The sequence below is a fragment of the Bradyrhizobium sp. 930_D9_N1_4 genome (genome assembly GCF_052076015.1).
Lineage (GTDB): Bacteria > Pseudomonadota > Alphaproteobacteria > Rhizobiales > Xanthobacteraceae > Bradyrhizobium.
Genome location: NZ_CP197236.1, coordinates 4,283,746 through 4,307,458 on the forward strand (window position 1 = coordinate 4,283,746; position 23,713 = coordinate 4,307,458).

Genomic DNA, 23,713 nt, shown 5'->3' on the forward strand with positions numbered 1-23,713 from the left:
CATGGCGAGCAGTGAGACGGTTCCGGCGGCAGGTCAGCGGGCACGCGGCCTTGCGCCCTTCCTGCGCTCGCAGATGCGCAACATCGCGCCGTTCCTGACCTTGATCTTCCTGACGGCCTTTTTCGCCTTCGCCAGCCCCTCCTTCGCCACGCTCGACAATCTCGGCAATATCCTGACGCAGGTGTCGGTCACCGGCATCATCGCGGTCGGCCTCACCTTCGTGATCCTGTGCGCCGAGATCGACCTCTCGATCGCCAGCATCGCCAACGTCACCGGCATCGCGGTCGCCTACTTCACGCTGCAGGAATCCTACGTCAACATCGCCAACCTGCCCTTGCCCGGCGTCGCCGCGATCATGCTGGCCATCGCGCTCTGCGCGCTGCTCGGCCTCGTCAACGCGCTGGGACTGACAGTGATCGGCATCCCCTCCTTCATCATGACGCTGGCCATGATGCAGATCGCGGCTGGCATCTCCGCGATGCTGGTGCGCGGCCAGATCGCCTACAAGGTGCCGAGCCTGATCACGACGCTCGGCTCCGGCTCGATCGGCGGCATCCCCTGGCTCGTCATTGTCGCGGCCGTCATGCTGCTCGGCGGCCATCTGGTGCTGACCTACACGCGCTTCGGCCGCTACGTTTACATGGTCGGCGGCAATCGCGAGGCGGCCGAATATGCCGGCCTCAACGTCAAGCTCATCCTGGGCAGCGTCATGGTGATCTCGGCGGTGTGCTCCGGCATCGGCGGCATGCTTGGCGTCGCCCATTTCGGCAGTGCGCAGCAGAACGAGTTCGACACCTATCTGCTCGACTCCATCGCCGCCGTCGTCGTCGGCGGCACCAGCCTGTTCGGCGGTCGCGGCGGCATCGGCAACACCATCGTCGGGCTGTTCGTGCTCGGCGTCCTCAACAACGGCCTCGACCATGTCAACATCGACAGCTTCCTGAAGATCCTGATCCGCGGCCTGATCCTGTTGGCGGCGCTGGTGATCAACGTCTATGCGCAGCGGCTGAGGGAGAAGGCGGCGGAGTAGACGGCCGTCAAAACAAAAACTGCGAAAACAACCCCATGCACAGTAGCCGGGACTAGCGAAATCAACGACTTGAGGGCGGCGCAGCGCAATTGCTGATTTTTCGAACTCCATTTGACACGTCGGGCAAAACAGGAGCAGAATGTCATCATGGCGTCCGCTTCGAAAGGCCGGTGCCTCCCCCCGTCATTGCGAGCGCAGCGAAGCAATCCAGATTGTCGCCATGGAAGGATTCTGGATTGCTTCGCTGCGCTCGCAATGACGATGCAGGGCAGCCCGGCCATCTGCCGCCGTCCTAATCCGGCGGCAGCCGCGAGAACCGGAAATTACAGTGGCTCGCGCCACCGGCCAATGTCTGCGTCCTTTCCAGGCGAATGCCGCGTGCGGCGTAAGCGACGAAATCGAGGCCGCAGATGTTCGGCAGGACGTCCTTGTCACCATGGCGCGCGGCGAGCTTGCAGAAGCCGCAGGCCTTGTAGTTGATGCCGAACTCGAAGCTGTCTTGCGGGCCCGGCTCGACGAAATCATAGACGAAGTCTTCCGGAAACTCTTCCTGATGGCCTTCTGTGACACTCTTCGCGGCCTGCTCGCGCATTAAGGCCTGGTTCTCCGGCGACATGAACTGACGCCCCGAAGCAAGGCGCTCGGCTTCGGGCGCGGTCAGCAATTGCGCCTTGTAGGTTTCCCGCTCGATCTCGCCGATCACGGGCACCGGCACGCCGTGGCGGTGGAGCACGCGGCTGATGGCCATGAAGCCCGTCAGACGCATGAAGAAATCACTCATGCGACTTGCCGCGCCGCCGACATAGGGCATCTGGGCGAGCACGATCTCGAATTCGTCCATCACCTCCCGCCTGATCCCGTCGATCTCGGAGAGGCGCGCGCGCTCGCGCAACATCGCCTCGGCAAGGTCGAGCCGATCGCGCATCGCGGCCTCCATGGCGCCGCGATGCTGTTCGTAAAAGGGATGGATCATCTGAGACATGGGACACCAGATATGATTGGCAAATTGCAGAGCCGGCGCGTCCGATTTCACTCCGCCGCGATCGCTTCGATCTCCAGCAACCATTTGCTGTCGACGGTCTCGACGACCACGACCGTCAGCGCCGGCTGATGGTCGCCGAGCATCGCGCGACGGATGGCGCGGTTGGCCACGAGTTGACTGCGGTCGGTCAGGAACGTGGTGACCTTGACCAGATGCGCAACGCCAAGGCCGGCGGCCGCGAGCACCTCCTTGACGTTGCGCCAGGCCTGCTCGCATTGCGCTTCGAAACCTTCGGGCACGGTGCCGTCGGAATTTTCAGGCACCTGGCCGCTGACGAACAGCAGGCGGCGATGCCCGCTCACTTCAAGCCCCATGCTGTAGCCGCCGGCAGGCGGGTGGACCGTTGCGGGGTTGTGGCTGACGATCTGGGCTGGGGGCATTGGGTTTCTCCGGATTGCGGGCCGACCGTATCCGGCGCCATCACGCCAGCGCAAAGCATCATTGCTGCGGTTTAGCGCAAGAAAATCTATTGCAAGGCCGCGGCCCATCAGTGTCAAACTGCGGGAAATGACCTACGCCCTTCCCCCACTCAACGCGCTCCGCGCTTTCGAGGCCGCCGCCCGGCATCTCAGCTTCAAGCTCGCCGCGCACGAACTGCACGTGACACCCGCCGCCGTGGGGCAGCAGGTGAAGGCGCTGGAAGCGCGTCTCGGCGTGCAGCTGTTCGAGCGGCTGCACAAGCAGCTCATCCTGACTGCGGCCGGTCAGGCCTATCTGCCCGGAATCTCCGAGGGCTTTCGCCACATCGCGGAGGCGACCTCGCAATTGAAGCCGGCGGGCGCGGTGCTGCTGCAACTGGGCGTCCACGCCAGCTTCGATCTGCGTCGCCTCGATCTGGCGGAATTTCGCAGCACGCATGCGGAGATCGGTTTGCGGGTGCTGCAGCCCGCAGGTCTGCACGAGCTGGTCGAGGGCAAGGTCGACTTGCTGATCGCCCGTGGTGTTGGCCACCATCCGGGCTATCGCTGCGACCGGATCCATGAGGGATCGGGTCTCGGCGATTGGCTGATTGCGCCTGAAGGCACCGCTGATTGTCCCGAGATCGTCAGTTTCCGGGAATGGCTGCGCGCCCTGCCGGCCGAGAATCCACTCGCCAACCGCCGCCCGCGTCTGGTCGGCATCAGACAGTAGGCTCGATCGGCAATCCATAACCTCGCGCGAGAGGTTGGCCCCGGGCGATCAATCGACATGCCTTCGGGCCAGACAGTGCTCCTGTTTCGCCTCCCGTTTCAACCGTAGGACACCGTAAGCTTGACATCAGCATAGAACACGGGCTGCACCTCGATCCCGGGCAAGCCGACTATTCTGATTAGACGCTCATTGAAGTGTGCACCGTCTCCAACTGGAAATGGTAGCAGCTCGGTTGACCCCTCCCACGCGGGGTTGTCACCGGCACGTATCGTGATGGCGACTGGCTCTGAGCCCTCATCACTGGACCACTCCAGCGAAAGTTGGGGCGGGCGAACGAGAAGTCCAGTCTCCATGTTGTCCCACCTAAAAGTCTCGTGCGCGATCATCTGCTGGCCTTGAGTTACCAAAGCAAGTGTGAAAATTGGATCGCCGTTGAGGCTGTCGTCGTTTACACAGGTGAGTTGAACGACCTCAACTGCGATCTTGCGCGTGAGCGCCGTCTGCTCCAGAGGCTCGTCCGCGCTTTCTTTCGACCACGCGAAATCCCAATGCCCCCTTCTCGTCCAGACCAGGGCGATGAACCAATACGAGTTATCTGGCGGGATTTGATCAATGCTAGCAAAGTTCGTGTTTGATGGCGCGTCGACACGATGAATCCGGGCCGCGCGCTCCGAACTGGAGAGAGCGACCGGAATACTGCCGCCAGCTCCAAAGCGCGGCACCGGGCCTTGGCCAGTATCGAACAGCCTCGGCATTGTGTTCCCGACCAGCAGGAGCATTCGGGTCGTCTCTCCTCCCGTTGCAAGTATTGCCCGGAGCGCGTTGCTATCCTGGCTAAGTCTGAGTTGTGGGACCGCTGCACACGACGTCAGCAGAGACTCCCTTCCTTCAACAAGAATGCTCGGCAGTTCAACGCGTCCGACCGCCAGCGGGAAATCGTCATCGCTGGGTTGCGATCCAGCAGAGATCTGGCCGCGACGGAATGCTAGTGCCTGGTACAACGATCCCGCAGGAATAGAATTGACGCTGTGTTCGCCAATCTCCTTCGGCGGGAACACGCCCGGGATTTTGTTGAAATCTGGCAGTTGGCTGCCGGTCGCGTCGAATGGAATAATTCGTTCGAATACTTCAACGTCGCCTGTGTCTTCGTTTGGCTCGATCAAGAGTTTGGCAGAACTCATATCTGCCACGTATAGTAGTTTGTCTGGCGTAAGTATCGACATTGCCATGGCGAGCTACTCCGCGGAGCGGGTGAGCGAGGCTCAGTCACGCATATGACACAGCAACCGAGCAATGCATCAAGAAGTGAAAGTCATCGCCGCCGATTTGTGTATCCAACGTCAGGATTTCGTTGAACGTTTCAGTACCAGGACCTTTGCGAAACTGAAAAATCTTCAACGAGGCACTTGCTAAATCGTGCCCATCGGGAGGGAATGAATCAGAATCATCCTCGGTCGCACTTACCGCAACTGTCACAGCGTCGGCCGCCTGGCCAGTCAGTGGAAACTTAAAAGAGCTCCCGCCGAGTAATTTGATCGACCCGGTCTCCATTGGATCCCAAGAAACAAGCCTTTTGATCGGGAGGGCGGCCGACGGTGTGATCACGATTTGAAACTCCGCTTCACCGTCGCTCAAGTCATCGCTGTCATCCAGACACACCAGCTCATCGATCACCAACACGATATGACGCTCTTTCGTGGTCACTTTTTCAGGAGGGGCCGCCGACGTGCCTACATGTGGCATGCCCGCCTCGCTTGTCCACGTAAAGTCGAAACCGCCGTCGCTATCCCAGACTAGCGCCACGAAATGGACGGTTGCACCCGGCCCGAGGCGTCGACGCGCCGGCGGTCCGTCGGCTCGCAGATCCACGACTGCAACTTCATGAATCAAGTCGGTGCTTTCGGACGGCGATGACAGCAAGAAATCGATCGTCGTTGCGCCATTTAGCACGGGAAATTCGCCCATCGGCCAACTGGGCTGCGCGTCCATGATCAGCAACAGCGCACGGGTCACAACATTGCCCGAGCCGATAACTGCTCTGACGAACGTGCCCCCGCTCTCCACCGCCAACTGAGGCGCCCCCTCGCTGCACATCGTCAGGTAGTCGCGCCGTCGGCCCGATTCCAATCGGGGGATATTGAGTTCATCGATAAAGGCTCCATCCCCACTGGATGAACCCGTATTCGCGGCAAATAAGCGGAGCCTGTACAGATGGCCGGGCTCCGACGTGTCCACCGACAATTCTTCCGCGACGTTAGCGCCAAACGACTCCACGAGAGAAAATCGTTGCTCCTGGATCGACTCGTCGAATGCTAACTTCGCGACCCAGAGTTCTGCACGGGCATCGTCTGTTTTGACCTTCACCTCGAATTGCGATTCAAATGAAACGAGCTGGCCGTTTGCAGGCGTCATCCCGGGCATGGCCTTTATTCCCTGATTCGCTTGCAGCGGCCCAACAGGTCGGCTCGGAGAACGAGCCACGCTTGAGTTGGGGACGGAGAGCCAGAGCCAAATGCGTTGCAAGCCTTGGCTATACTACCTCTGATTTAGATCAAGTCAAACGACTGCTTCCGGTAATAACCGTTACCGGGCATATGGACGCTGTAGTAGATGTGTCGGCTGCCTCTCCCATGTTGCTACCCAATCAGGTCGCACACATGAAAATAGGCGGTAAGCGATTGACTGTCCGAAGCGCAACGGAGGCGCCCTCAATCCTCGGGACGCCCGCCCTCGGCCGCGGCCAACACCATCCGCCTCGCAATCTCGTCAGCCCGCCAGCACCTCACCGCATGCCCGTCGGCGCGCGTCTCCAGCACCGGACCCGGCTCGTGGCGGCACACATCCTCGGCGTGGCGACAACGCGGGCTAAAGGCGCAGCCGTTCGGAGGATTGAGCGGGTTGGGCAGATCGCCGCCGGTCGTCGCCAGCGGTGCATGATGCAGCGGATCGGGAATGGCTGCGATCAGGGCTTGCGTGTAGGGATGCGCCGGCCGCTCGAAGATTTCGCGCCAGTCGCCGTTCTCGACGATACGGCCGAGATACATCACGGCGACCCTGTCGCTCATGTGCTCGACGACGCCGAGGTCGTGGCTGATCATGATGTAGGAGAGACCGAGCGTCTCCTTCAGCTCCAACAGCAAATTGATGATCTGGGCGCGGATCGAGACGTCGAGTGCCGAGACCGGCTCGTCGCAGATGACGATCTTGGGATTGAGGATCAGGGCACGCGCGATGCCGATGCGCTGGCGCTGGCCGCCGGAGAATTCATGCGGGTAGCGGTCGGCCTGTTCGGGCCGCAGGCCGACATGCCGCAGCATCGCCGCGACACGGTCCTCGATCTCGCTCTTGGCGGTCACGCCGTGCACACGTAGGGGATCTTCCAGCGTGCGGCGGACGGTCTGGCGTGGATTCAGCGAGGCGTAGGGATCCTGGAACACGATCTGCACAATGCGGGCCAGCGATTTGCGATCGCGGGATTGCCTGTTCGTCACGACCTGCCCGTCCAGCACGATGCGGCCGCGCGTCGGCGTCAGCAGACCCAGGATCGACAAGGCCACCGTCGACTTGCCCGAGCCGGACTCGCCGACGAGGCCGAGGCATTCGCCGCGCTTCAGCTTGAGATCGACACCATCGACGGCACGCAACATCCGCCGGCCGCGTCCCAGCAGGCCGCCCCCCATCGGGAAATGAACCGCGAGATCCTCGACGCTGAGGATGAGATCGTCGTCCGCCCTGGCCTCACCCTGCATGTCCAGTGGCTCACGCATGGTGATGACACCTCACCAGACCGCCCGCCTCCAGCAAATCCGCCGCCGGCGCGATGGTCCGGCAAATATCGGTCGCCTGCGCGCAGCGCGGATTGAACCGGCAACCATCGGGGAAACTCGTGATGGCGGGAACAACGCCCGCGATCTCCTTGAGCCTGGTCCGGCCAAGTGCAGCGCGGCTGCCCAGCCGCGGCAGCGAAGCAACCAGGCCTTGCGTATAGGGATGCGAGGGCGCGCGGAAGATATCGGCCGAGCCGCGCTCCTCGACGATGCGGCCGGCATACATCACAGCGACGCGGCGGCAGACATTGGCGACGAGGCCAAGATCGTGGCTGATCATCAGGATCGCCGTCCCCCGCTCGGCGCACAGATTCCGCATCAGCTCGATGATTTCGGCCTGCACGGTGACGTCGAGCGCCGTGGTCGGCTCGTCCGCAATCAGGAGATCCGGACCGCAGGCGAGCGCGATGGCGATCATGACGCGCTGGCGCATGCCGCCGGACAGCTGGTGCGGATAGTCCTTCACGCGCCGCTCGGGCGCTGGAACGCGGACGCTCGCGAGCGACTCGACCGCCAGCCGGTTGGCTTCCCGCCAGCTCTTGCCCTTGTGCAGCACGAACATCTCGGCGATCTGCCGTCCCACGGGCGAGACCGGGTTCAGCGCCGTCATCGGCTCCTGGAAAATCATGGCAATGCGGTTGCCGCGCAGCTCACGCTGCCTGGCCGCGGAAAGATGCTGGATCTCCCGTCCCTCGAACCGGATGACGCCGCCGCCGATCGACAGTGGCTGCCGCAACAGGCCGATCAGCGCGAGTGCCGTGATGCTCTTGCCGCAGCCGGATTCGCCGACCAGACCGAACGTCTCGCCGCGATCGATGCGAAATGAAACGCCCTCGGCCGCCGCAACGCGCCGCGATCCGTCGTCGAGATCGATGCGCAAATCCTCGACTTCGATCAGCGGGGCGCCGGTCATGTCCGCCGGCTCCGCGATTGCGGATCGAGAATGTCGCGCAGGCCGTCGCCGAGCAGGTTGAGGCCGAGCACCGTCAGGAAGATGGCGAGGCCCGGAAACACCGAGAGCCACGGCGCCGTCGTGATCTGGTCGCGGGCGTCCGACAGCATGCTGCCCCAGCTCGGAAACGGCGGACGGACGCCGAGGCCAAGGAACGACAATGCGGCCTCGGAGAGGACCGCGCTGCCCATGCCCAGCGTGCCGATCACGACGATCGGCCCGAGCATGTTCGGCAGCAGCTGCGTGATCATGATGCGCAGGTCGCCGTAGCCGAGCACGGTCGCCGCCTGCACGTAACCCTGGCTCCGCAGCGACAGCGCCGACGCCCGCGCGATCCGGCAGGTGAAGGACCAGTTGGTCAGGCCGAGCGCGATCAGCAGGCTCGTCAGCCCGGGGCCGAGCACCGCCATGATGGCGAGCGCGAAGATCAGCGAGGGAATCGCGAGCATCAGATTGGTCAAGCCGTTGACCACATCGTCCCACCAGCCGCCCCAATAGCCGGCGCTCAGGCCGAGCGCGACGCCGATGACGCTGTTGATGAGCTGCGAGACGATGCCGACCGTCAGCGAGACGCGGGCGCCGTAGACGACGCGAGAATAGATGTCGCGGCCCTGGTCATCGGTGCCGAACCACCAGGTCCAGCTCGGCGGCTCCTCCGCGTTCATGAGGTTGGCGTCGAGCACGGGGTCGGTGTGCGCCAGCCACGGCGCGAGCAGGCCGACCAGGATCGCGAGCGCGAATAATGCGCCGCCGATGATGAGATTGGCGCGGAGCTTCATGCGTATCTGATCCTGGGATCGATCACCCCGTAGAGCAAATCGATCAGCAGATTGATCGCGAGAAAGGCCAGCACCACGACGAGAATGGAGCCCTGCACGGCGGGAATGTCGCGCTGGAGAACACTGTCGACGAGCAGCGAGCCGATCCCCGGCCACGAGAACAGTTTCTCGACCACGACCGCCTGCCCCATCAGCGCACCGAACTGGAGGCCGACGGTGGTGAGAATGATGACGAGCGCGTTGCGCATCACGTGCCACCTCACGACGCGGGTCTCGCTCATGCCCTTGGAGCGCGCGGTGCGGACGAAATCAGCGGTCATGATCTCGAGGACCGCGGCGCGCGTCGTCCGCGCAAACAGCGCCATCGGCGAGACGCCAAGCGTCACGGCCGGCAGGATCAGATATTTCAGCCCCCCATCGCCATAGCCGAAACTCGGCAGCCAGCCGAGCTTCAACGCGAACAGATACATGAGCACGAGGCCAAGCCAGAATTTGGCGATCGACAGGCCCGATACCGCCACGACCATCGCGAGCGTATCGACGATGCCGCCGGGTTTCAGCGCAGCGATGAAGCCGAGGGGAACACCGATCACGACGGAAAACGCCATGGCCGCGAAGATCAGCTGCAGCGTCGGCCAGGCCCGCTTGGCAATCATGGTCGTCACGGGCTCGCGGGTCCGGAACGAGGTCCCGAAATCGCCGGTCGCGAGCTTGGCAATGTAGGCGCCGAAACGGACATAGACGGGCTGGTCGAGACCGAGCTGCTTCTTCAAGCGGAGTTCAACCTGGGGATCGGCGTCGTCGCTCATCGAGGAGACGATGCTGCCGGGAACGACGCTGAACAGCACGAACACCAGAGCCACGACGGCCAGCACGGTCGGAATGGTCTGCAGGAGACGGCGGAGCAGGAACGAGAGCATCGGCACTTTTCCTCTCTCCCTCCATCGTTTGCGGCGATGAAGGGATCGCGAGAGCGCGTGTCACTTCGCGGGCGAGGTCTCGTCGACCCAGAGGTCCTCGACATTCTGATGGGTCAGCTCCGTCGCGTTCAGCTGAACGCCCTTGAGCCAAGGCTGCACGGCCATGACCGCCTTGTTGTAATTGAAGAACCAAACCGGCGCTTCTTCATAGAGCAGCGCGTTGGCCTTCTGCAGCAGCTCGGTGCGCTTGGCGGCGTCGTCGGCCTGCCCGGCCGCGTCGATCAATTTGTCGAAATCGGGATTCTTGTAGTTCATGTAGTTGCAGGCCGATTGCGGCGTCGCGGAGTAGAAGCATTTGAGCGCGGCCTGCGGATCCGGGCCGGTGGCCTGGGAATAGACAAAGGCCTGGTAGTCGCCGCTGCGTACCACCTCCGCCAGCACCGCGGTCTCGACCTGCTTGACTTTGACCTTGATGCCGACCTTGTCCAGCATCGGGATCACCGCCGAGACGATCGGCAGGCCCCAGCTCTCGTTCTGGCTGGTCGTCCATTCGAATTCGAAGCCTTGGGGATAGCCGGCCTCGGTGAGCAACTGCTTGGCCTTGGCAGGATCATAGGGGTACGGCTTCATCGCCTTGTCGTAGGCGGTCGAGGTCAGCGGCAGCCAGCTGGTGGCGCGATAGGCCTTGCCCTTGACCAGCTTGTTGATGATCAGGTCGGTGTCGATCGCGTAGTTGATCGCCTGCCGGACGCGCTTGTCGGTGAACGGCTTGAACGAGGGATTCATCCCCATATAGCGCGTGAAGACCTCGGCGACCTCGACGATGGTGCCCTTGAGGGCGGCGTCGGACTGGTAGGCGACGTATTGCGCGGGGCCCAGCACCGAGGTGTCGATCTCCTTGTTGCGGAAGGCGACATCGCGGGCCGCGGCCTCGGCCATGATCGACACGATGACCTTGTCGGCATAGGGCTTGCCGGGCTTGTAGAACCGGTCCCATCGCTCCAGCACGATGCGCGAGCCCGGCACGTGCTCGACGAATTTGAACGGCCCGAGACCGATCGGCTTCTGGATGAAGCTTTCCTTGGCGCCCTCGTCGGCGGGATAGATCGAGGTCAGCGCGGTGAAGAAGTAGAAGCCCGGATCGACCTTCTCGGTCAGCTTCATCTCAACGGTGAAGTCGTCGATCTTCTTCAGGCCGGAAATTTCCTTGGCCTGGCCCTTCTCGACCGCGGCCGCGCCCTCGATCACGCGGACATACCGCGCGCCGGGAAAGGCCTTGGTGCCGTCCATGATACGATTGTAGGACCAGATGACGTCGTCGGCGGTCATCTTGCGGCCATTGTGGAAATAGGCGTCGTCGCGCAGCTTGAAGGTGTGAACGAGCCCTCCGCCCGAGACGACGTCCTCCTTGGCCAGCTCCAGAACCGGCTTTCCTTCCGCGGAATTCCAGATGTAAAGCGAACGGTGCAGCGCCTTGGCGTAGATCTCGTCCTGGGCGCGCTGGGTGGTGTGAATGTCGAGGCTGGTGAAACTCGAGCCGTAAGGCGCGGTCATGCGGATGGTTCCGCCCTTGCGCGGTGTCTGGGCCTCCGCATTGGCGGCGAACGCCATCCCCAAACCAGCGACGATCGCGATCATCCTGAACATCATGTGTCCCCCAGCAACGCAAATATTCCGATCAGGGATTTGATCATTCGCAGCCTATGGAAAGCAAGCTTCGTTTTGATGGCGGTCCATGCCGGTTCCGGATAGCGACCCTTCTGGTTGGCCCGGGCGGTGCCCCGCTTCCGATGCGGCTTTAGCGTTCTGCGACAATCCCTCCCCGTCATTGCGAGCATAGCTCTCTCCACCGTCATTGCGAGGAGCCCTTGCGACGAAGCAATCCAGAGTGGTTCCGGAGAGGGACTCTGGATTGCTTCGCTGCGCTCGCAATGACGGAGGGTGCGGGCGCGCCTCTCGCCGCATCCTCAGTCTGACAATTCCGGCATCCAGTCCCGCAGTTTTCGCGCAGTCCCGGTGACGTCGGCGACCGTCCGGAACGCCGCCGTCTCCAGCATCATCGCCCTCGCCAACCGCACGGCGCGGGCTTCGCAGATCGCCCGCTTCTTCGAGTCCTCGATCAGCTCGAAATCGATATTGTGGGCGAGGCCGAAGATGCGGCGGATGGTTTTGGCGGCCGCGAAGCCGACGGCATCGGCGAACAGGCGCTGCATATAGGCTTGCCGCTCGGCTTCCAGCCGTGCCGCCCCCGTCTCGCCGGCAAAGAGCGAGGCGGGATAGGCATCGCCGGTGGCGCCGGCGCGCCAGAGATCGAGAAATTTTCGCGCGAACTCGGCCCAGACTTTCTCCACTGTCTCCAGCACCCAGCCCTCGAACGCCTGCCGGTCACCCGGCGCGCGTTCGTGACCGGCCGAGGCGAAATAGGCCATCAGCAGGTTCGCCAGCACGGCGCCGATGTCGAAACCCATCGGGCCGTAGAATGCGAATTCCGGGTCGATCACGCGCATCTGGCGCTCCGTCACCATGATCGAGCCGGTGTGGAGGTCGCCGTGGAGCAGCGCCTCGGGGCTTGCCATGAATTTCAGCTTCAGCCGGGAGACCGCGACATGCAGCTCCATGTTGTCGCGCAGCTCCGCGGCGAGCGCGTCGAGATATGGTGCGGTCCAGCGATTCTGCTCCGCGACACGGTACGGATCGGTAAAGATCAAATCCTCTGTGATCTTGCAGAGCGCGTGATTGCCGGCAAACGCCGCAATGCCCTGCTTCTTCTCGGCCGCCGAGCGCGCGAGGTCGGAGGTGAAGAACGGGGTCCGCGCCATGAACGTGGTGATGTCGTCCACGAAGCCGGGATATTGCGTTGCGGCGACCATCCCCTTGCGCATGATGATGTGGGGTTCGAGCAGCTCCATCACCGTCAGCGCCAGCGCCTCATTGTGGTGCAGCAGCGCCGGCACGAGGCCGGGCGCGAGCTCGGCCTGCCGGGACAAAGCCAAAAACTCGTAATGGGCGCGCGACAGCGGCAGCGGCCAACTCTCGCCGACGAGGCGGACATAAGGCAGCGCCTGCTTGACGGCGACGCCGCCCTTCGCGCCCTTGACGATAAAGACGAGATTGAGATTGCCGTCGCCGACCTCGGTGATCGGCCAGACGGCCGGATCGCCGCCCAGGAGGGCGTTCAGGTCCGGCACGCCTGCGAGATAGTCCCGCAAGTCGGCCTCATGCAGAATCCGGTAATCCCCAGCCTGCGCCATGACGATCCCATCCCATGTCGGGGCCGGATCGTTACTCCCGCTCCAGGAAGCTCGAGCCGATCTCGGCCTTTCTTTTGATGGGATCGTAATCACAATAAACGAGGTCCGCCACCAGCGTGTAGCTGGCGCTGACGGTGTATTTGTCGAGCTTCACCGAGTTCAGCCCGATCACCGAGGTGCTCTTGCCGCCGTTCCATTTGAACGGGGTCGAGCTCTTGGCCTGCTCGCAGGCCGCGACCGCCTCATTGAAGACGTAGCCCTCGACGAACGCTTTCAGCGTCCGCACCTGCACGGCCATCTTCCATTCAAAATAGCCGATGGTGCCAAGCCCGGCGACGATCAGCACCAGAAGCGCGATGACGATACGCTGAAAAGTCATTGGTTTCCCCCGAACAATCAAACAGGCTCAGAATTCCAGACGAGACAGAGCACGCGCACGCCTCGTCCTTCGAGACGACCGCGTCGCGGTCTCCTCAGAGCCTGACCGGAAAAGAAAATTGAGTGATTTCAGCCCGTTGTGATTCTCTCGTGTTTGCGAAGACTCGAGGGAGCACAACATGTGTTGGACCGAAATCACCCGCGAACAATATCGGCGCGATGGACTTCGTTACGCAAGTGACATGACGGATGCGGAGTGGAGTTTGCTTGAGCCGTTGATGCCTGTCTGCTGTCGGCTCGGCCGTCCGCGAAAGATCAGTCTCCGCGTGATCATGAATGCAATTCTCTACATTGGCGCTAGCGGCTGCCAGTGGCGAGCACTGCCCAAGGACTTCCCGGCGTGCTCGACGGTTCAGTATTATTTTTACAAGTGGCGCGGGTCTGGCTTGTGGCGCACGATCAATGACACGCTGGTCCAACGCGTTCGGCAACGGCAAGGACGCGAACCTACGCCAACGGCTGGGATTATCGACAGCCAGAGTGTGAAGACCACGGAAAGTGGCGGTCCAAGCGGGTTTGACATGGCCAAGCGCGTCAAAGGACGCAAGCGTCATATCGTCACCGATACCGAGGGCTCCTTGCTAGCTGTGCAGGTGCATCCCGCCAATCTTCAAGACAATCACGGCGCAGTTCCGCTGCTGCGAATCATCGGCCGCCTGTTCCCCGGCCTGCGCCACATCTTCGCCGATCGCGTCTATCGTGGTCCAAAGCTGCTCGATGCCATCGCTGACCTGGGCAAATGGACCATTGAAATCGTCACCCGCTCGCAAAGCGTTGGAACGTTCAAAGCCGAACCCCGACGATGGGTCGTTGAGCGTACGTTCGCCTGGTTCGGTCGCAATCGACGGCTTGCCAAGGACTTCGAGGCAACCATCGCCAGCGCGGAGGCATGGGTCCTCATCGCAAGCATCCGTCTGCTCTCTCGTCGACTGGCCAGAGCTTGATATCTCAATGACTTATTTTGAGTCAGGCTCTCAGGATGAGGCTAACGGGCTTTGGTGCCCGTTGAAACTGCTGCCACGTACTCCGTCCTCATCCTGAGGAGCCCGCCAAAGGCGGGCGTCTCGAAGGATGGGCCACCAAGAAACTAGAACGGCATGCCCATCAGTTTCGACAGGCGTTCGATCGAGAGATAGCCGGCGTGATAGGCGACCATGGCGATCCCGTAGATGATGGCCGAGATGATCGTGGTCCAGATCAGCTTGCTTCTCATCCGCGTCAAGATCGGCGCGCCGGGGTCGGTGCCCGGGGCGCCCACGCCGTCCTCATGCTGGCTGCGCACGCCGAACGGCAGCGTCAGGAACAGCGCGACCCACCAGATGACGAAGTAGATCGCAATCGCAGTCGAGATCTGGATGGCCATGGGGCGGCTCTATGCCTGCTCGATTTCGACGAGCGCGCCGGAAAAGTCCTTCGGGTGCAGGAACAGCACCGGCTTGCCGTGGGCGCCGATCTTCGGCACGCCGTCGCCGAGAACGCGGGCACCCTCCTTCACCAGCGTGTCGCGCGAGGCGATGATGTCGACGACCTCGTAGCAGATGTGGTGGATGCCACCGTCGGCATTGCGCTCGAGGAATTTTGCGATCGGCGAGGTCTCGCCGAGCGGCTCGATGAACTCGATCTTGGTGTTGGGCAGGGTCGCGAACACGGTGATCACGCCGTGCTCAGGCAGCGGAACGGCTTCCGAGATCTGCGCCCCGAATGCCGCGCCATAGATCTTCGCAGCCTTGATGGCGTCCTTTGTGGCGATCGCCACATGGTTGAGCCGGCCCAGCATGTGTTTCTCCCTCAGGGCATGATCCGGAAAAGTGTGAAGCGGTTTTCCGAAGAGACCATGCCCAAAACTTACACTGTCAGGACGTGTACCAGACAGGGGGGCTTTTTACCCCAATGTTCGTTGATGACGGAGCGGACAGCGCGTCGCACCGACTCGGCCAGGGCATCCGGATCGCGGCGGCGCGCCTTCGGCAGGCCCTCGATGGTCGAGACCACCGCGTCGAACACGAGATCGTCGAAGGGCTCGCCAGCCTTGTTTTTCTCGGGGATTCCGACCAGATCGACCTCGGGATCGTCGGCCAGCTCGCCCTGCGCGTTCATGGCAAAGGCGACGAACGCGCAGCCGGAGAACGCCATGCGCCGCCGCTCACTCACCGCGCGGGATTTGGAATCCTCGAGGATGTTGCCGTCCTTGTAGAGACGGCCCGACGGCACCTCGCCGACCACACCGGGATCGCCGGGGCCGAGCTTGACGAGGTCGCCGTTGCGGATGACCAGCACGCGCGGCACGCCCGCGGCGCGCGCGAGCTTGGCGTGCTCGTTCAGATGCAGCGCCTCGCCATGAACGGGGATCAACAGCTGCGGCTTCACCCAGGAGATCAGGTCGCGCAACTCGTCGCGGCGGGGATGGCCGGAGACGTGGACCAGATGGTCGCGGTCGGTGATGACCTCGACGCCCTGGAGCACCAGATTGTTGATGATCGAGCCGACCGCCTTCTCGTTGCCCGGGATGGTGCGCGAGGAGAAGATCACGCTGTCGCCGCGGTTGAGCGTGATCTCGGGGTGGTCGTCATTGGCGATGCGCGCCAGCGCGGCGCGGGATTCGCCCTGGCTGCCGGTGCAGAGCGCCAGCACCTTATCCTGCGGCAGATGGCCATAGACCTCGGGCGAGCGGAAATTCTGGACCCCGTCGAGATAGCCGGTCTCGCGCGCGACCTGGGTGACGCGCTCCATCGCGCGGCCGACAACAACGACCTCGCGGTCGGCGGCCTTGGCGGCATCGGCCACGGCCTTGATGCGGGCGACATTGGACGCAAAGGTCGTGACCGCGACGCGGCCCTTGGCGGCCTTGACCAGATCGATGATGGTCCGCGCAACCTCGGCTTCCGACGGCGAACGGCCGTCGCGCACCGCGTTGGTGGAATCGCCGATCAGAGCGAGCACGCCCTCCTCGCCCAGCTCGCGCAGGCGCTTCTCGTCGGTCGGCTTCCCAAGCGTCGGGGTCGGGTCGATCTTCCAGTCGCCGGTGTGCAGCACGATGCCGGCAGAGGTGTGGATCGCCAGCGCGTGCGCCTCGGGAATCGAATGCGCGACCGGGATGAACTCGACGTTGAAAGGGCCGATATCGACGCGGCCGCCTGACGGCACCACCGTCACCGGAATCTTCGGTGCATTGCGCTCGGCGGCGCATTTGGCCTCGAACAGCGCCGCACTGAACTGCGTCGCATAGATCGGGCATTTCAGCTTGGGCCAGAGGTCGATGATGGCGCCGAAATGGTCTTCGTGGGCGTGGGTGAGCACCAGGCCCATCAGGTTCTTGCGTTCCTTCTCCAGGAAGCTGATGTCAGGCATGATCAGGTCGATGCCCGGCAGATGCTCCTCGTCGCCGAACGAGACGCCGAGATCGACCGCGAGCCAGGACCGCTGCTGGCGATTGCCGAGGCCGTAGATCGACAGGTTCATGCCGATCTCGCCGACGCCGCCGAGCGGCGCAAATACCAATTCGTCGGGCTTCGCCATCATGCAGCTCCCACCGAGCGGACCGGGCCGAAGAACACCTCGCCCGCCGCCACCGGTACCCGCCGCCCCTCCGCTGTGCGGACGATCAGGCAGCCGGTGTCGTCGATGGTGTCAAAAATGCCTTCCAGCGTCATCGTTCCCGTGTGGATTGCGACCCGCTCGCCGAGGCCGGCGGCGCGCTCCAGCCAGAGTTTCCGGATCTCGGCAAAGCCGTGGCCATTGTCCCAGATGCCGCGGAATTCGACCCAGGCATCCGATAGCGCGGTGAACAGTTCTTCCGCGCTGATCTGGACACCGAGGGCGGCCAGCGACACTGCGGGCGTCGGCGTCCCTTCCGGGGCTCCCACCACGTTGGTGCCCATGCCGACGACGACGGCGAGACGATCGCCGACGGCCTCGGCCTCGAGACCGATGCCGACAAGCTTCTTACCACCGGCGAGCACGTCATTCGGCCATTTCAGCGCGTAGCGGGGACGGCCCTCGCCGAGCCGCATGGCAGCTTCGAGGCTGACCTTTTCCAGCGCCATCTCCTGCGCCAACCCCGCCGCGAAGCCGATCGTGGCGGCAATGCCGGGCGCGACATCGAGGACTTCGAGAATACTGGCGGCGAGATTGCCCTTGGGCGCGATCCAGGCGCGCTGGCGCCGGCCGCGGCCGGCGGTCTGCTCGGACGTGACGAACCACATCGGGCCGCGTTCGCCGGCCCGCGCGCGCTCGATCGCGTCGGTGTTGGTCGAGCCGGTCCGTTCGAACGCTGCGAGCTTGTAGCCCGCGGACTGTGCGCGAGGACCGAGCGCGAAAGCCATCCTAAAACAACGACTTTGCGGCGGCAGAGGCGACGCTCACCACCGGGCCCGCGAACAGCGCGAACAGGATGTTGAACGTGCCCGCGATCGCCAGCACCGTCTTCACCTCGACGCGCACCGGATCGACCTGACCGGCCGGCTCGTCGAAATACATCGTCTTGACGATGGAGAGGTAATAATAGGCGCCCACCACGCTGGTGAGCACGCCGATCACGGCAAGCGTGAACAGATTGGCCCTGATGGCGGCGACGAAGACGTACCATTTGCCGAAGAAGCCGGCGAGCGGCGGAACGCCGGCCAGCGAGAACAGCAGCATCGCGAACATGAAGGCGAGCAGCGGATTGGTGCGCGACAGACCTGCGAAATCGCTGATCTGCTCGACGGCCTGACCGTTGCGCTTCATGGCGAGGATGACCGAGAACGAGCCAAGCGTCATCGCGACATAGATCACGACATACATCAGCACGCCCTGCGCGCCTTCCATCGTACCGGAGGCGAGACCGACCAGCGCAAAGCCCATATGGCCGATCGAGGAATAGGCCATCAGGCGCTTGATGTTGGTCTGGCCGATCGCCGCGAACGAACCGAGCGCCATCGAGGCAATCGCCACGAACACCAGGATCTGCTGCCATTGCGAGACGATGCCCGGGAACGCCGTCAGCGTGACGCGGGTGAAGACGGCGAGCGCCGCTACCTTCGGCGCCGAGGCAAAGAAGGCGGTGACCGGAGTCGGTGCGCCCTCGTAGACGTCGGGCGTCCACATGTGGAACGGCACGGCCGAGACCTTGAAGCACAAGCCCGCGAGCAGGAAAACGAGGCCGAAGACGAGGCCGACATTCGAGACCGTCGCCGCGGCCGCGATCCCGGTGAAGGTCACGGTGCCGGTGAAGCCGTAGATCAACGAGGAGCCGTACAGCAGCATGCCCGAGGACAGCGCACCGAGCACGAAATACTTCAGGCCGGCTTCGGTGGACTTGGCGTTGTCGCGGTTCGAGGCCGCCACGACGTAGAGCGCGAGCGACATCAGCTCGAGGCCGAGATAGAGCGAGATCAGATCGCCGGCCGAGATCAGCACCATCATGCCGAGCGTCGAGAGCAGCACCAGGATCGCGTATTCGAAGATGCGGCGCGACGGGTCGGACAGGAACTCGGTCGACAGCACCAGCGTCGCCGCCGAACCGATCAGCGCCATGATCTTCATGAAGCGCGCGAAGTCATCGACGATGAAGCTGCCGCCGAAGGTCACCTGCTTGCCCGCGGGCTGGAGATACACCAGCACGCCAACCACGATCAGGAGCAGGACCGCGAGCGAGGTGACCGTCCTGGTGGTCTCCTGCCCGCGATAGGCGCCCAGCATCAGGAGTGCCATGGCGCCGACCGCGAGCACGAGCTCGGGCAGCACCGGCGCCAGTTGATAACCTGAAATCACAAAGTTCATGGCGATATCCTGACCTGCCCGGTCACTGGAGCAGCGCGGCGGCCTTCACGGCCGTCACAGCGGTGTTGTAATTGTTGACGAGTTGCTGGACCGAGGCGGCCGACATGTCGAGCACCGGCTTCGGCCAGACGCCGAACAGGATCGTCAGCGCGAGCAGCGGGAACAGCGTCACGCATTCGCGGAAGGTGAGATCCTTCATGCTCGCCAGCGACGGCTTGACCAGCGCCCCGAACACGACCTTGCGGTAGAGCCACAGCGCGTAGCCGGCCGAGAGGATCACGCCGAAGGTGGCGAAGAACGCGGTCGGGATCGAGACCTTGAAGGTGCCGAGCAGCGTCATGAACTCGCCGACGAAGCCGCTCGTGCCGGGCAGACCGACATTGGCCATGGTGAAGACCATGAAGGCCAGCGCGTAGAGCGGCATCCGGTTGACGAGGCCGCCATAGGCCGCGATCTCGCGTGTGTGCATGCGGTCGTAGACGACGCCGACGCAGAGGAACAGCGCGCCGGAGACGATGCCGTGCGAGATCATCTGGAACACGCCGCCGGCGACACCCTGCATGGTGCCGGCGAAGATGCCCATGGTGACGAAGCCCATATGCGCGACCGACGAGTACGCGATCAGCTTCTTCATGTCCTCCTGCATCAGCGCCACCAGCGAGGTGTAGACGATGGCGATGGCGGAGAGCGTGAATACCAGCGGCGCGAAGTCGTGCGACGCCAGCGGGAACATCGGCAGCGAGAAGCGCAGGAAGCCGTAGCCGCCCATCTTCAGCAGGATCGCAGCCAGAACCACGGAGCCTGCGGTCGGCGCTTCCACGTGCGCGTCGGGCAGCCAGGTGTGCACCGGCCACATCGGCATCTTCACCGCGAACGAGGCGAAGAAGGCGAGCCACGCCCAGGTCTGCAACGACCGCGGCACGGCGGTGTGCATCAGGGTCGGGATGTCGGTGGTGCCGCCGTTCCAGTACAGCGCCATGATGGCGAGCAGCATCAAGACGGAGCCGAGGAACGTGTAGAGAAAGAACTTGAAGGAGGCATACACCCGGCGCGGACCGCCCCAGATGCCGATGATCAAGAACATCGGGATCAGGCCGCCCTCGAAGAACAGATAGAACAGCACGAGATCGAGCGCCGAGAAGGTGCCAATCATCAGCGTTTCCAGGATCAGGAACGCCATCATGTATTCGCGGACCCGGCTCGTCACCGATTTCCAGCTCGCGATGATGCAGAACGGCATGATCGCGGTGGTCAGGATGATGAGCGGCAACGAAATGCCGTCGACACCCATGTGGTAGGTGATGCCGGTGGCGAGCCAGCCCGCCTTCTCGACGAACTGGAAGTCGGGGTTGGCCGGGTCGAAGCGCATCACCAGGATCACCGACACCGCGAAGGTGATCAGCGTGGTCCAGAGCGCGATCCAGCACGCATTGCGCCGGGCCGCCTCGTCATCGCCGCGGCTGAGATAGACCATCAGCGCCCCGACCAGCGGCAGGAACGTCGTGACCGAAAGGATGGGCCAGGTCGTCATTTACTGGCCTCCAAAGCCGAACATGAACCAGGTGATCAGGCCGGCGGCGCCGATCAGCATGGCAAAGGCGTAGTGATAGAGATAGCCGGTCTGGATCTTCACGACGTTGCGGGTGACGTCCAGCACGCGGGCGGAGATACCATCGGGACCGAGGCCGTCGATGATGAAGCCGTCGCCCTTCTTCCAGAGCTGATAGCCGATCCACTTCGCCGGACGGACGAAGATGAGATCGTAGAGCTCGTCGAAGTACCATTTGTTGAGCAGGAACTGGTACAGCATCGGCTGCGTGTTCGCGAGCTCGACCGGCAGATAAGGCCGGCGGATGTAGAACAGATACGACACCAGGAAGCCCAGCACCATCATCACCGTCGGCAGGAAGGCGATGTGCTGCGGGATGTGGTGCATCTCCTCGATGATGTGCGGGTTCATCTTGACGGATTCGCGGAAGAACTCCTCGACGCCATGACCGGCGAACAGCTCCTTGAACGGCAGACCCGCGACGAACGAGCCGACCGCGAGCACGCCGATCGGGATCAGGATCCAGAGCGGAGCCTCGTGCGCGGCCTCGTAATGATGCTCGTCATGCGGCTCGCCGTGGAAGGTCTTGAAGATCAGGCGCCAGGAGTAGAACGAGGTCAGGCCGGCGGCGACGACCGTCATCACGAAGCCGTAGATCGCGAACGGATTATGCGAGGCGTAGGCCGCTTCGATGATCGCGTCCTTGGAGAAATAGCCGGCGGTGAGCGGGAAGCCGGTCAGCGCGAGCGTGCCGACCACCATCACCGCATAGGTGTAGGGGATCTTCTTCCAGAGGCCACCCATGTTGCGGATGTCCTGCTCGTGGTGCATCGCGTAGATCACCGAGCCGGAGCCTAAGAACAGCAGTGCCTTGAAGAAGGCGTGCGTGAACAGATGGAACATGCCGACCGAATAGGCCCCCGCTCCCATCGCCACGAACATGTAGCCGAGCTGCGAACAGGTCGAATAGGCGACGATGCGCTTGATGTCGTTCTGGACGAGGCCGATGGTCGCCGCGAAGAACGCGGTGGTGGCGCCGAAGAACATCACGACGGCCTGCGCGTTCGGCGCGAGCTCGAACAGCGGCGACAGACGCGCCACCATGAACACGCCGGCGGTGACCATGGTCGCGGCGTGGATCAGCGCCGACACCGGCGTCGGGCCTTCCATCGCGTCCGGCAACCAGGTGTGCAGCAGGAACTGCGCCGACTTGCCCATCGCGCCCATGAACAGCAGCAGGCAGGTCAGCGTCAGCGCGTCGGCGTGCCAGCCGAGGAAGTCGATGGTCTTGCCAGTCAGGCTGGGAGCCTGATGGAAGATGGTCTCGAAATCGGTCGAGCTGGTCAGCAGGAAGATCGCGAAGATACCGAGCGCGAAGCCGAAATCGCCGACGCGGTTGACCACGAAGGCCTTGATGGCCGCGGCGTTCGCCGTGGGCTTCTGGTACCAGAAGCCGATCAGCAGATAGCTCGCCAGACCCACGCCTTCCCAGCCGAAGAACAGCTGCACGAGGTTGTCGGCGGTCACCAGCATCAGCATGGCGAAGGTGAACAGCGAGAGATAGCCGAAGAAGCGCGGCCGGTTCGGATCCTCGTCCATGTAGCCGATGGAATAGAGGTGCACGAGCGAGGACACGGTGGTCACCACCACCAGCATCACGGCGGTGAGCGTGTCGACCCGCAGCGTCCACCAGACCTGGAGGTCGCCGGAGAAGATCCAGGGCAGCAACTGGATGCGGACGTCATGGTGCATGAAGCCGACATCGACCAGCGTCATCCAGGACAGCGCCGCCGACACGAACAGCAGCCCTGTCGTGATCAGCTCCGCGCCGCGCGAGCCGGCCGCGGGCGGCTCGGCCGGACCGTGGTCGTCATGCGCGTGGTCGTCGTGACCATGATCGTCATGTCCATGAGAATCATGGGGCGCCGACGCGTGGGCGTCGCCGTGGCCATGACCGTGGTCGTCGTGATGCTCGACGGTGTCGCCCGAGGGGTTGCGGGCATGAGCGCCGAACAGCGCGATCAGGCCGGCCAGAACGGCGCCCAGGAGCGGCAGGAAAACGATTGCCTGAACCATGACTGAGCTCAGCCCTTCATCAGATTGACGTCCTCAACCGCGATCGAGCCGCGGTTGCGGAAATAGACCACCAGGATGGCGAGACCGATCGCGGCTTCAGCAGCAGCGACAGTGAGCACCAGAAGCGCGAAGACCTGGCCGACGATGTCGCCGAGGAAGGTCGAGAATGCCACGAGGTTGATGTTGACCGAGAGCAGGATCAGCTCGATCGACATCAGGATGACGATGATGTTCTTGCGGTTCAGGAAAATGCCGAGGATCCCGAGCGTGAACAGGATCGCGCCGACCGCCAGATAGTGTCCGAGCCCGATCGTCATTTCACCCACTCCGCGGAGTCGCTGTCCTGGAGCCCCTGCCCCGGAGCCACCTTGCGCATCGCCATCGCCATCTCGGGCGTGCGCGCGTTCTGAACGTTGATGTCCTGCCGCTTCACGCTCGCCTTGTGGCGCAAGGTCAGCACGATGGCGCCGATCATGGCGACCAGCAGAACCATGCCCGAGAGCTGGAAGTAGTGGATGTACTTCGTATAGAGCACCAGGCCGAGCGCTTCGGTGTTGGAGACGTTGGCCGGAATTGGCGCCGTGATGGTCTTGCTGACGCTCGGGTTGATGACCCAGGCGCCGACGGTCAGCAGCAGCTCAAACAGGAAAATGCCGCCGATCACGACACCGACCGGCAGGTACTGGATGAAGCCTTCGCGCAGCTCGAGGAAGTCGACGTCGAGCATCATGATCACGAACAGGAACAGCACCGCGACCGCGCCGACGTAGACGACGATCAGCATCATGCCGAGGAACTCGGCGCCCATCAGGACGAACAGGCCGGAGGCGTTGACGAAGGCCAGGATCAGGTACAGCACGGAGTGCACGGGATTGCGCGAGACAATCACCATCACCGCCGAGGCGACGCAGACGCCGGCGAAGAGATAGAAGAACAGCGCGGGGAGGATCATGCTCTC

The 23,713-nt window shown here is 63.2% G+C and carries 23 protein-coding genes; 3 read left to right on the forward strand and 20 right to left on the reverse strand.

The window, feature by feature from the left end; all coding sequences use genetic code 11:
• The first annotated feature begins 1 nt into the window (after window position 1).
• The gene (locus AB7532_RS20150) at window positions 2-1,030 is read left to right on the forward strand and encodes an ABC transporter permease (RefSeq protein ID WP_441236496.1); all 1,029 of its coding nucleotides are present in this window, start codon (window positions 2-4) and stop codon (window positions 1,028-1,030) included.
• Between the two features lie 292 nt (window positions 1,031-1,322).
• Here AB7532_RS20150 and AB7532_RS20155 read toward each other — a convergent pair whose 3' ends face one another.
• Window positions 1,323-2,012: an L-2-amino-thiazoline-4-carboxylic acid hydrolase gene (locus AB7532_RS20155; protein WP_441236497.1), complete on the reverse strand. Its 690-nt coding sequence runs from the start codon at window positions 2,010-2,012 to the stop codon at window positions 1,323-1,325.
• Window positions 2,013-2,059: 47 nt separating this feature from the next.
• Complete coding sequence (locus AB7532_RS20160) at window positions 2,060-2,452, reverse strand: RidA family protein (protein ID WP_441236498.1); 393 nt, start codon at window positions 2,450-2,452, stop codon at window positions 2,060-2,062.
• A 127-nt stretch (window positions 2,453-2,579) separates the two neighbouring features.
• On the opposite strand from AB7532_RS20160, the gene AB7532_RS20165 reads away from it, so the two are divergent.
• A complete protein-coding gene (locus AB7532_RS20165; RefSeq protein ID WP_441236499.1) occupies window positions 2,580-3,203 on the forward strand; it encodes a LysR family transcriptional regulator in 624 nt (207 codons plus the stop codon).
• A gap of 98 nt (window positions 3,204-3,301) precedes the next feature.
• Here the strand turns inward: AB7532_RS20165 and AB7532_RS20170 are convergent, their stop codons facing one another.
• The 9 genes from AB7532_RS20170 to AB7532_RS20210 form a co-directional block, all read right to left on the reverse strand.
• Entirely contained in the window at window positions 3,302-4,432 is a 1,131-nt protein-coding gene (locus tag AB7532_RS20170; protein WP_441236500.1) for a hypothetical protein, read from the reverse strand.
• Window positions 4,433-4,469: 37 nt separating this feature from the next.
• Window positions 4,470-5,624 carry a hypothetical protein gene (locus AB7532_RS20175; protein ID WP_441236501.1) on the reverse strand — a complete coding sequence of 385 codons (1,155 nt, stop codon included), beginning with the start codon at window positions 5,622-5,624 and terminating at the stop codon, window positions 4,470-4,472.
• Window positions 5,625-5,911: 287 nt separating this feature from the next.
• Window positions 5,912-6,970: an ABC transporter ATP-binding protein gene (locus AB7532_RS20180; RefSeq protein WP_441236502.1), complete on the reverse strand. Its 1,059-nt coding sequence runs from the start codon at window positions 6,968-6,970 to the stop codon at window positions 5,912-5,914.
• Window positions 6,963-7,943, reverse strand: a complete 981-nt coding sequence (locus AB7532_RS20185; protein WP_441236503.1) for an ABC transporter ATP-binding protein — start codon at window positions 7,941-7,943, stop codon at window positions 6,963-6,965. The genes AB7532_RS20180 and AB7532_RS20185 overlap by 8 nt, the downstream gene beginning before the upstream one ends.
• Complete coding sequence (locus tag AB7532_RS20190; RefSeq protein WP_441236504.1) at window positions 7,940-8,761, reverse strand: ABC transporter permease; 822 nt, start codon at window positions 8,759-8,761, stop codon at window positions 7,940-7,942. The genes AB7532_RS20185 and AB7532_RS20190 overlap by 4 nt, the downstream gene beginning before the upstream one ends.
• Window positions 8,758-9,681: an ABC transporter permease gene (locus tag AB7532_RS20195; RefSeq protein ID WP_441236505.1), complete on the reverse strand. Its 924-nt coding sequence runs from the start codon at window positions 9,679-9,681 to the stop codon at window positions 8,758-8,760. The genes AB7532_RS20190 and AB7532_RS20195 overlap by 4 nt, the downstream gene beginning before the upstream one ends.
• 60 nt (window positions 9,682-9,741) lie before the next feature.
• Window positions 9,742-11,331 (reverse strand): ABC transporter substrate-binding protein, encoded by a 1,590-nt coding sequence (locus AB7532_RS20200; RefSeq protein WP_441236506.1) that lies wholly within the window; start codon window positions 11,329-11,331, stop codon window positions 9,742-9,744.
• Window positions 11,332-11,648: 317 nt separating this feature from the next.
• Complete coding sequence (gene mtnK, locus AB7532_RS20205) at window positions 11,649-12,932, reverse strand: S-methyl-5-thioribose kinase (protein ID WP_441236507.1); 1,284 nt, start codon at window positions 12,930-12,932, stop codon at window positions 11,649-11,651.
• Window positions 12,933-12,963: 31 nt separating this feature from the next.
• On the reverse strand, window positions 12,964-13,311 hold the full coding sequence (locus AB7532_RS20210; protein ID WP_441236508.1) for a hypothetical protein: 348 nt from the start codon (window positions 13,309-13,311) through the stop codon (window positions 12,964-12,966).
• A gap of 178 nt (window positions 13,312-13,489) precedes the next feature.
• Here AB7532_RS20210 and AB7532_RS20215 point away from each other — a divergent pair, with 178 nt between their 5' ends.
• Entirely contained in the window at window positions 13,490-14,314 is an 825-nt protein-coding gene (locus AB7532_RS20215; protein ID WP_441233133.1) for an IS5 family transposase, read from the forward strand.
• Between the two features lie 143 nt (window positions 14,315-14,457).
• Here the strand turns inward: AB7532_RS20215 and AB7532_RS20220 are convergent, their stop codons facing one another.
• The 9 genes from AB7532_RS20220 to AB7532_RS20260 form a co-directional block, all read right to left on the reverse strand.
• Window positions 14,458-14,733, reverse strand: coding sequence for a DUF1467 family protein (locus AB7532_RS20220; RefSeq protein ID WP_441236509.1), 276 nt, complete (start codon window positions 14,731-14,733; stop codon window positions 14,458-14,460).
• 9 nt (window positions 14,734-14,742) lie between these two features.
• Window positions 14,743-15,147, reverse strand: coding sequence for a methylmalonyl-CoA epimerase (gene mce, locus AB7532_RS20225; protein WP_441236510.1), 405 nt, complete (start codon window positions 15,145-15,147; stop codon window positions 14,743-14,745).
• A 68-nt stretch (window positions 15,148-15,215) separates the two neighbouring features.
• Window positions 15,216-16,886, reverse strand: coding sequence for a ribonuclease J (locus tag AB7532_RS20230; protein WP_441239321.1), 1,671 nt, complete (start codon window positions 16,884-16,886; stop codon window positions 15,216-15,218).
• Window positions 16,886-17,692: a biotin--[acetyl-CoA-carboxylase] ligase gene (locus tag AB7532_RS20235; RefSeq protein ID WP_441236511.1), complete on the reverse strand. Its 807-nt coding sequence runs from the start codon at window positions 17,690-17,692 to the stop codon at window positions 16,886-16,888. Before AB7532_RS20235 ends, AB7532_RS20230 begins: the two co-directional genes overlap by 1 nt.
• Before the next feature lies 1 nt (window position 17,693).
• Window positions 17,694-19,130, reverse strand: coding sequence for an NADH-quinone oxidoreductase subunit NuoN (gene nuoN / locus AB7532_RS20240; RefSeq protein ID WP_441236512.1), 1,437 nt, complete (start codon window positions 19,128-19,130; stop codon window positions 17,694-17,696).
• A gap of 22 nt (window positions 19,131-19,152) precedes the next feature.
• Complete coding sequence (locus AB7532_RS20245) at window positions 19,153-20,661, reverse strand: NADH-quinone oxidoreductase subunit M (RefSeq protein ID WP_441236513.1); 1,509 nt, start codon at window positions 20,659-20,661, stop codon at window positions 19,153-19,155.
• The gene (gene nuoL / locus AB7532_RS20250) at window positions 20,662-22,755 is read right to left on the reverse strand and encodes an NADH-quinone oxidoreductase subunit L (RefSeq protein WP_441236514.1); all 2,094 of its coding nucleotides are present in this window, start codon (window positions 22,753-22,755) and stop codon (window positions 20,662-20,664) included.
• 8 nt (window positions 22,756-22,763) lie between these two features.
• On the reverse strand, window positions 22,764-23,072 hold the full coding sequence (gene nuoK / locus AB7532_RS20255) for an NADH-quinone oxidoreductase subunit NuoK (RefSeq protein ID WP_008547737.1): 309 nt from the start codon (window positions 23,070-23,072) through the stop codon (window positions 22,764-22,766).
• The gene (locus AB7532_RS20260; RefSeq protein WP_441236515.1) at window positions 23,069-23,707 is read right to left on the reverse strand and encodes an NADH-quinone oxidoreductase subunit J; all 639 of its coding nucleotides are present in this window, start codon (window positions 23,705-23,707) and stop codon (window positions 23,069-23,071) included. The genes nuoK and AB7532_RS20260 overlap by 4 nt, the downstream gene beginning before the upstream one ends.
• Window positions 23,708-23,713: the final 6 nt, after the last annotated feature.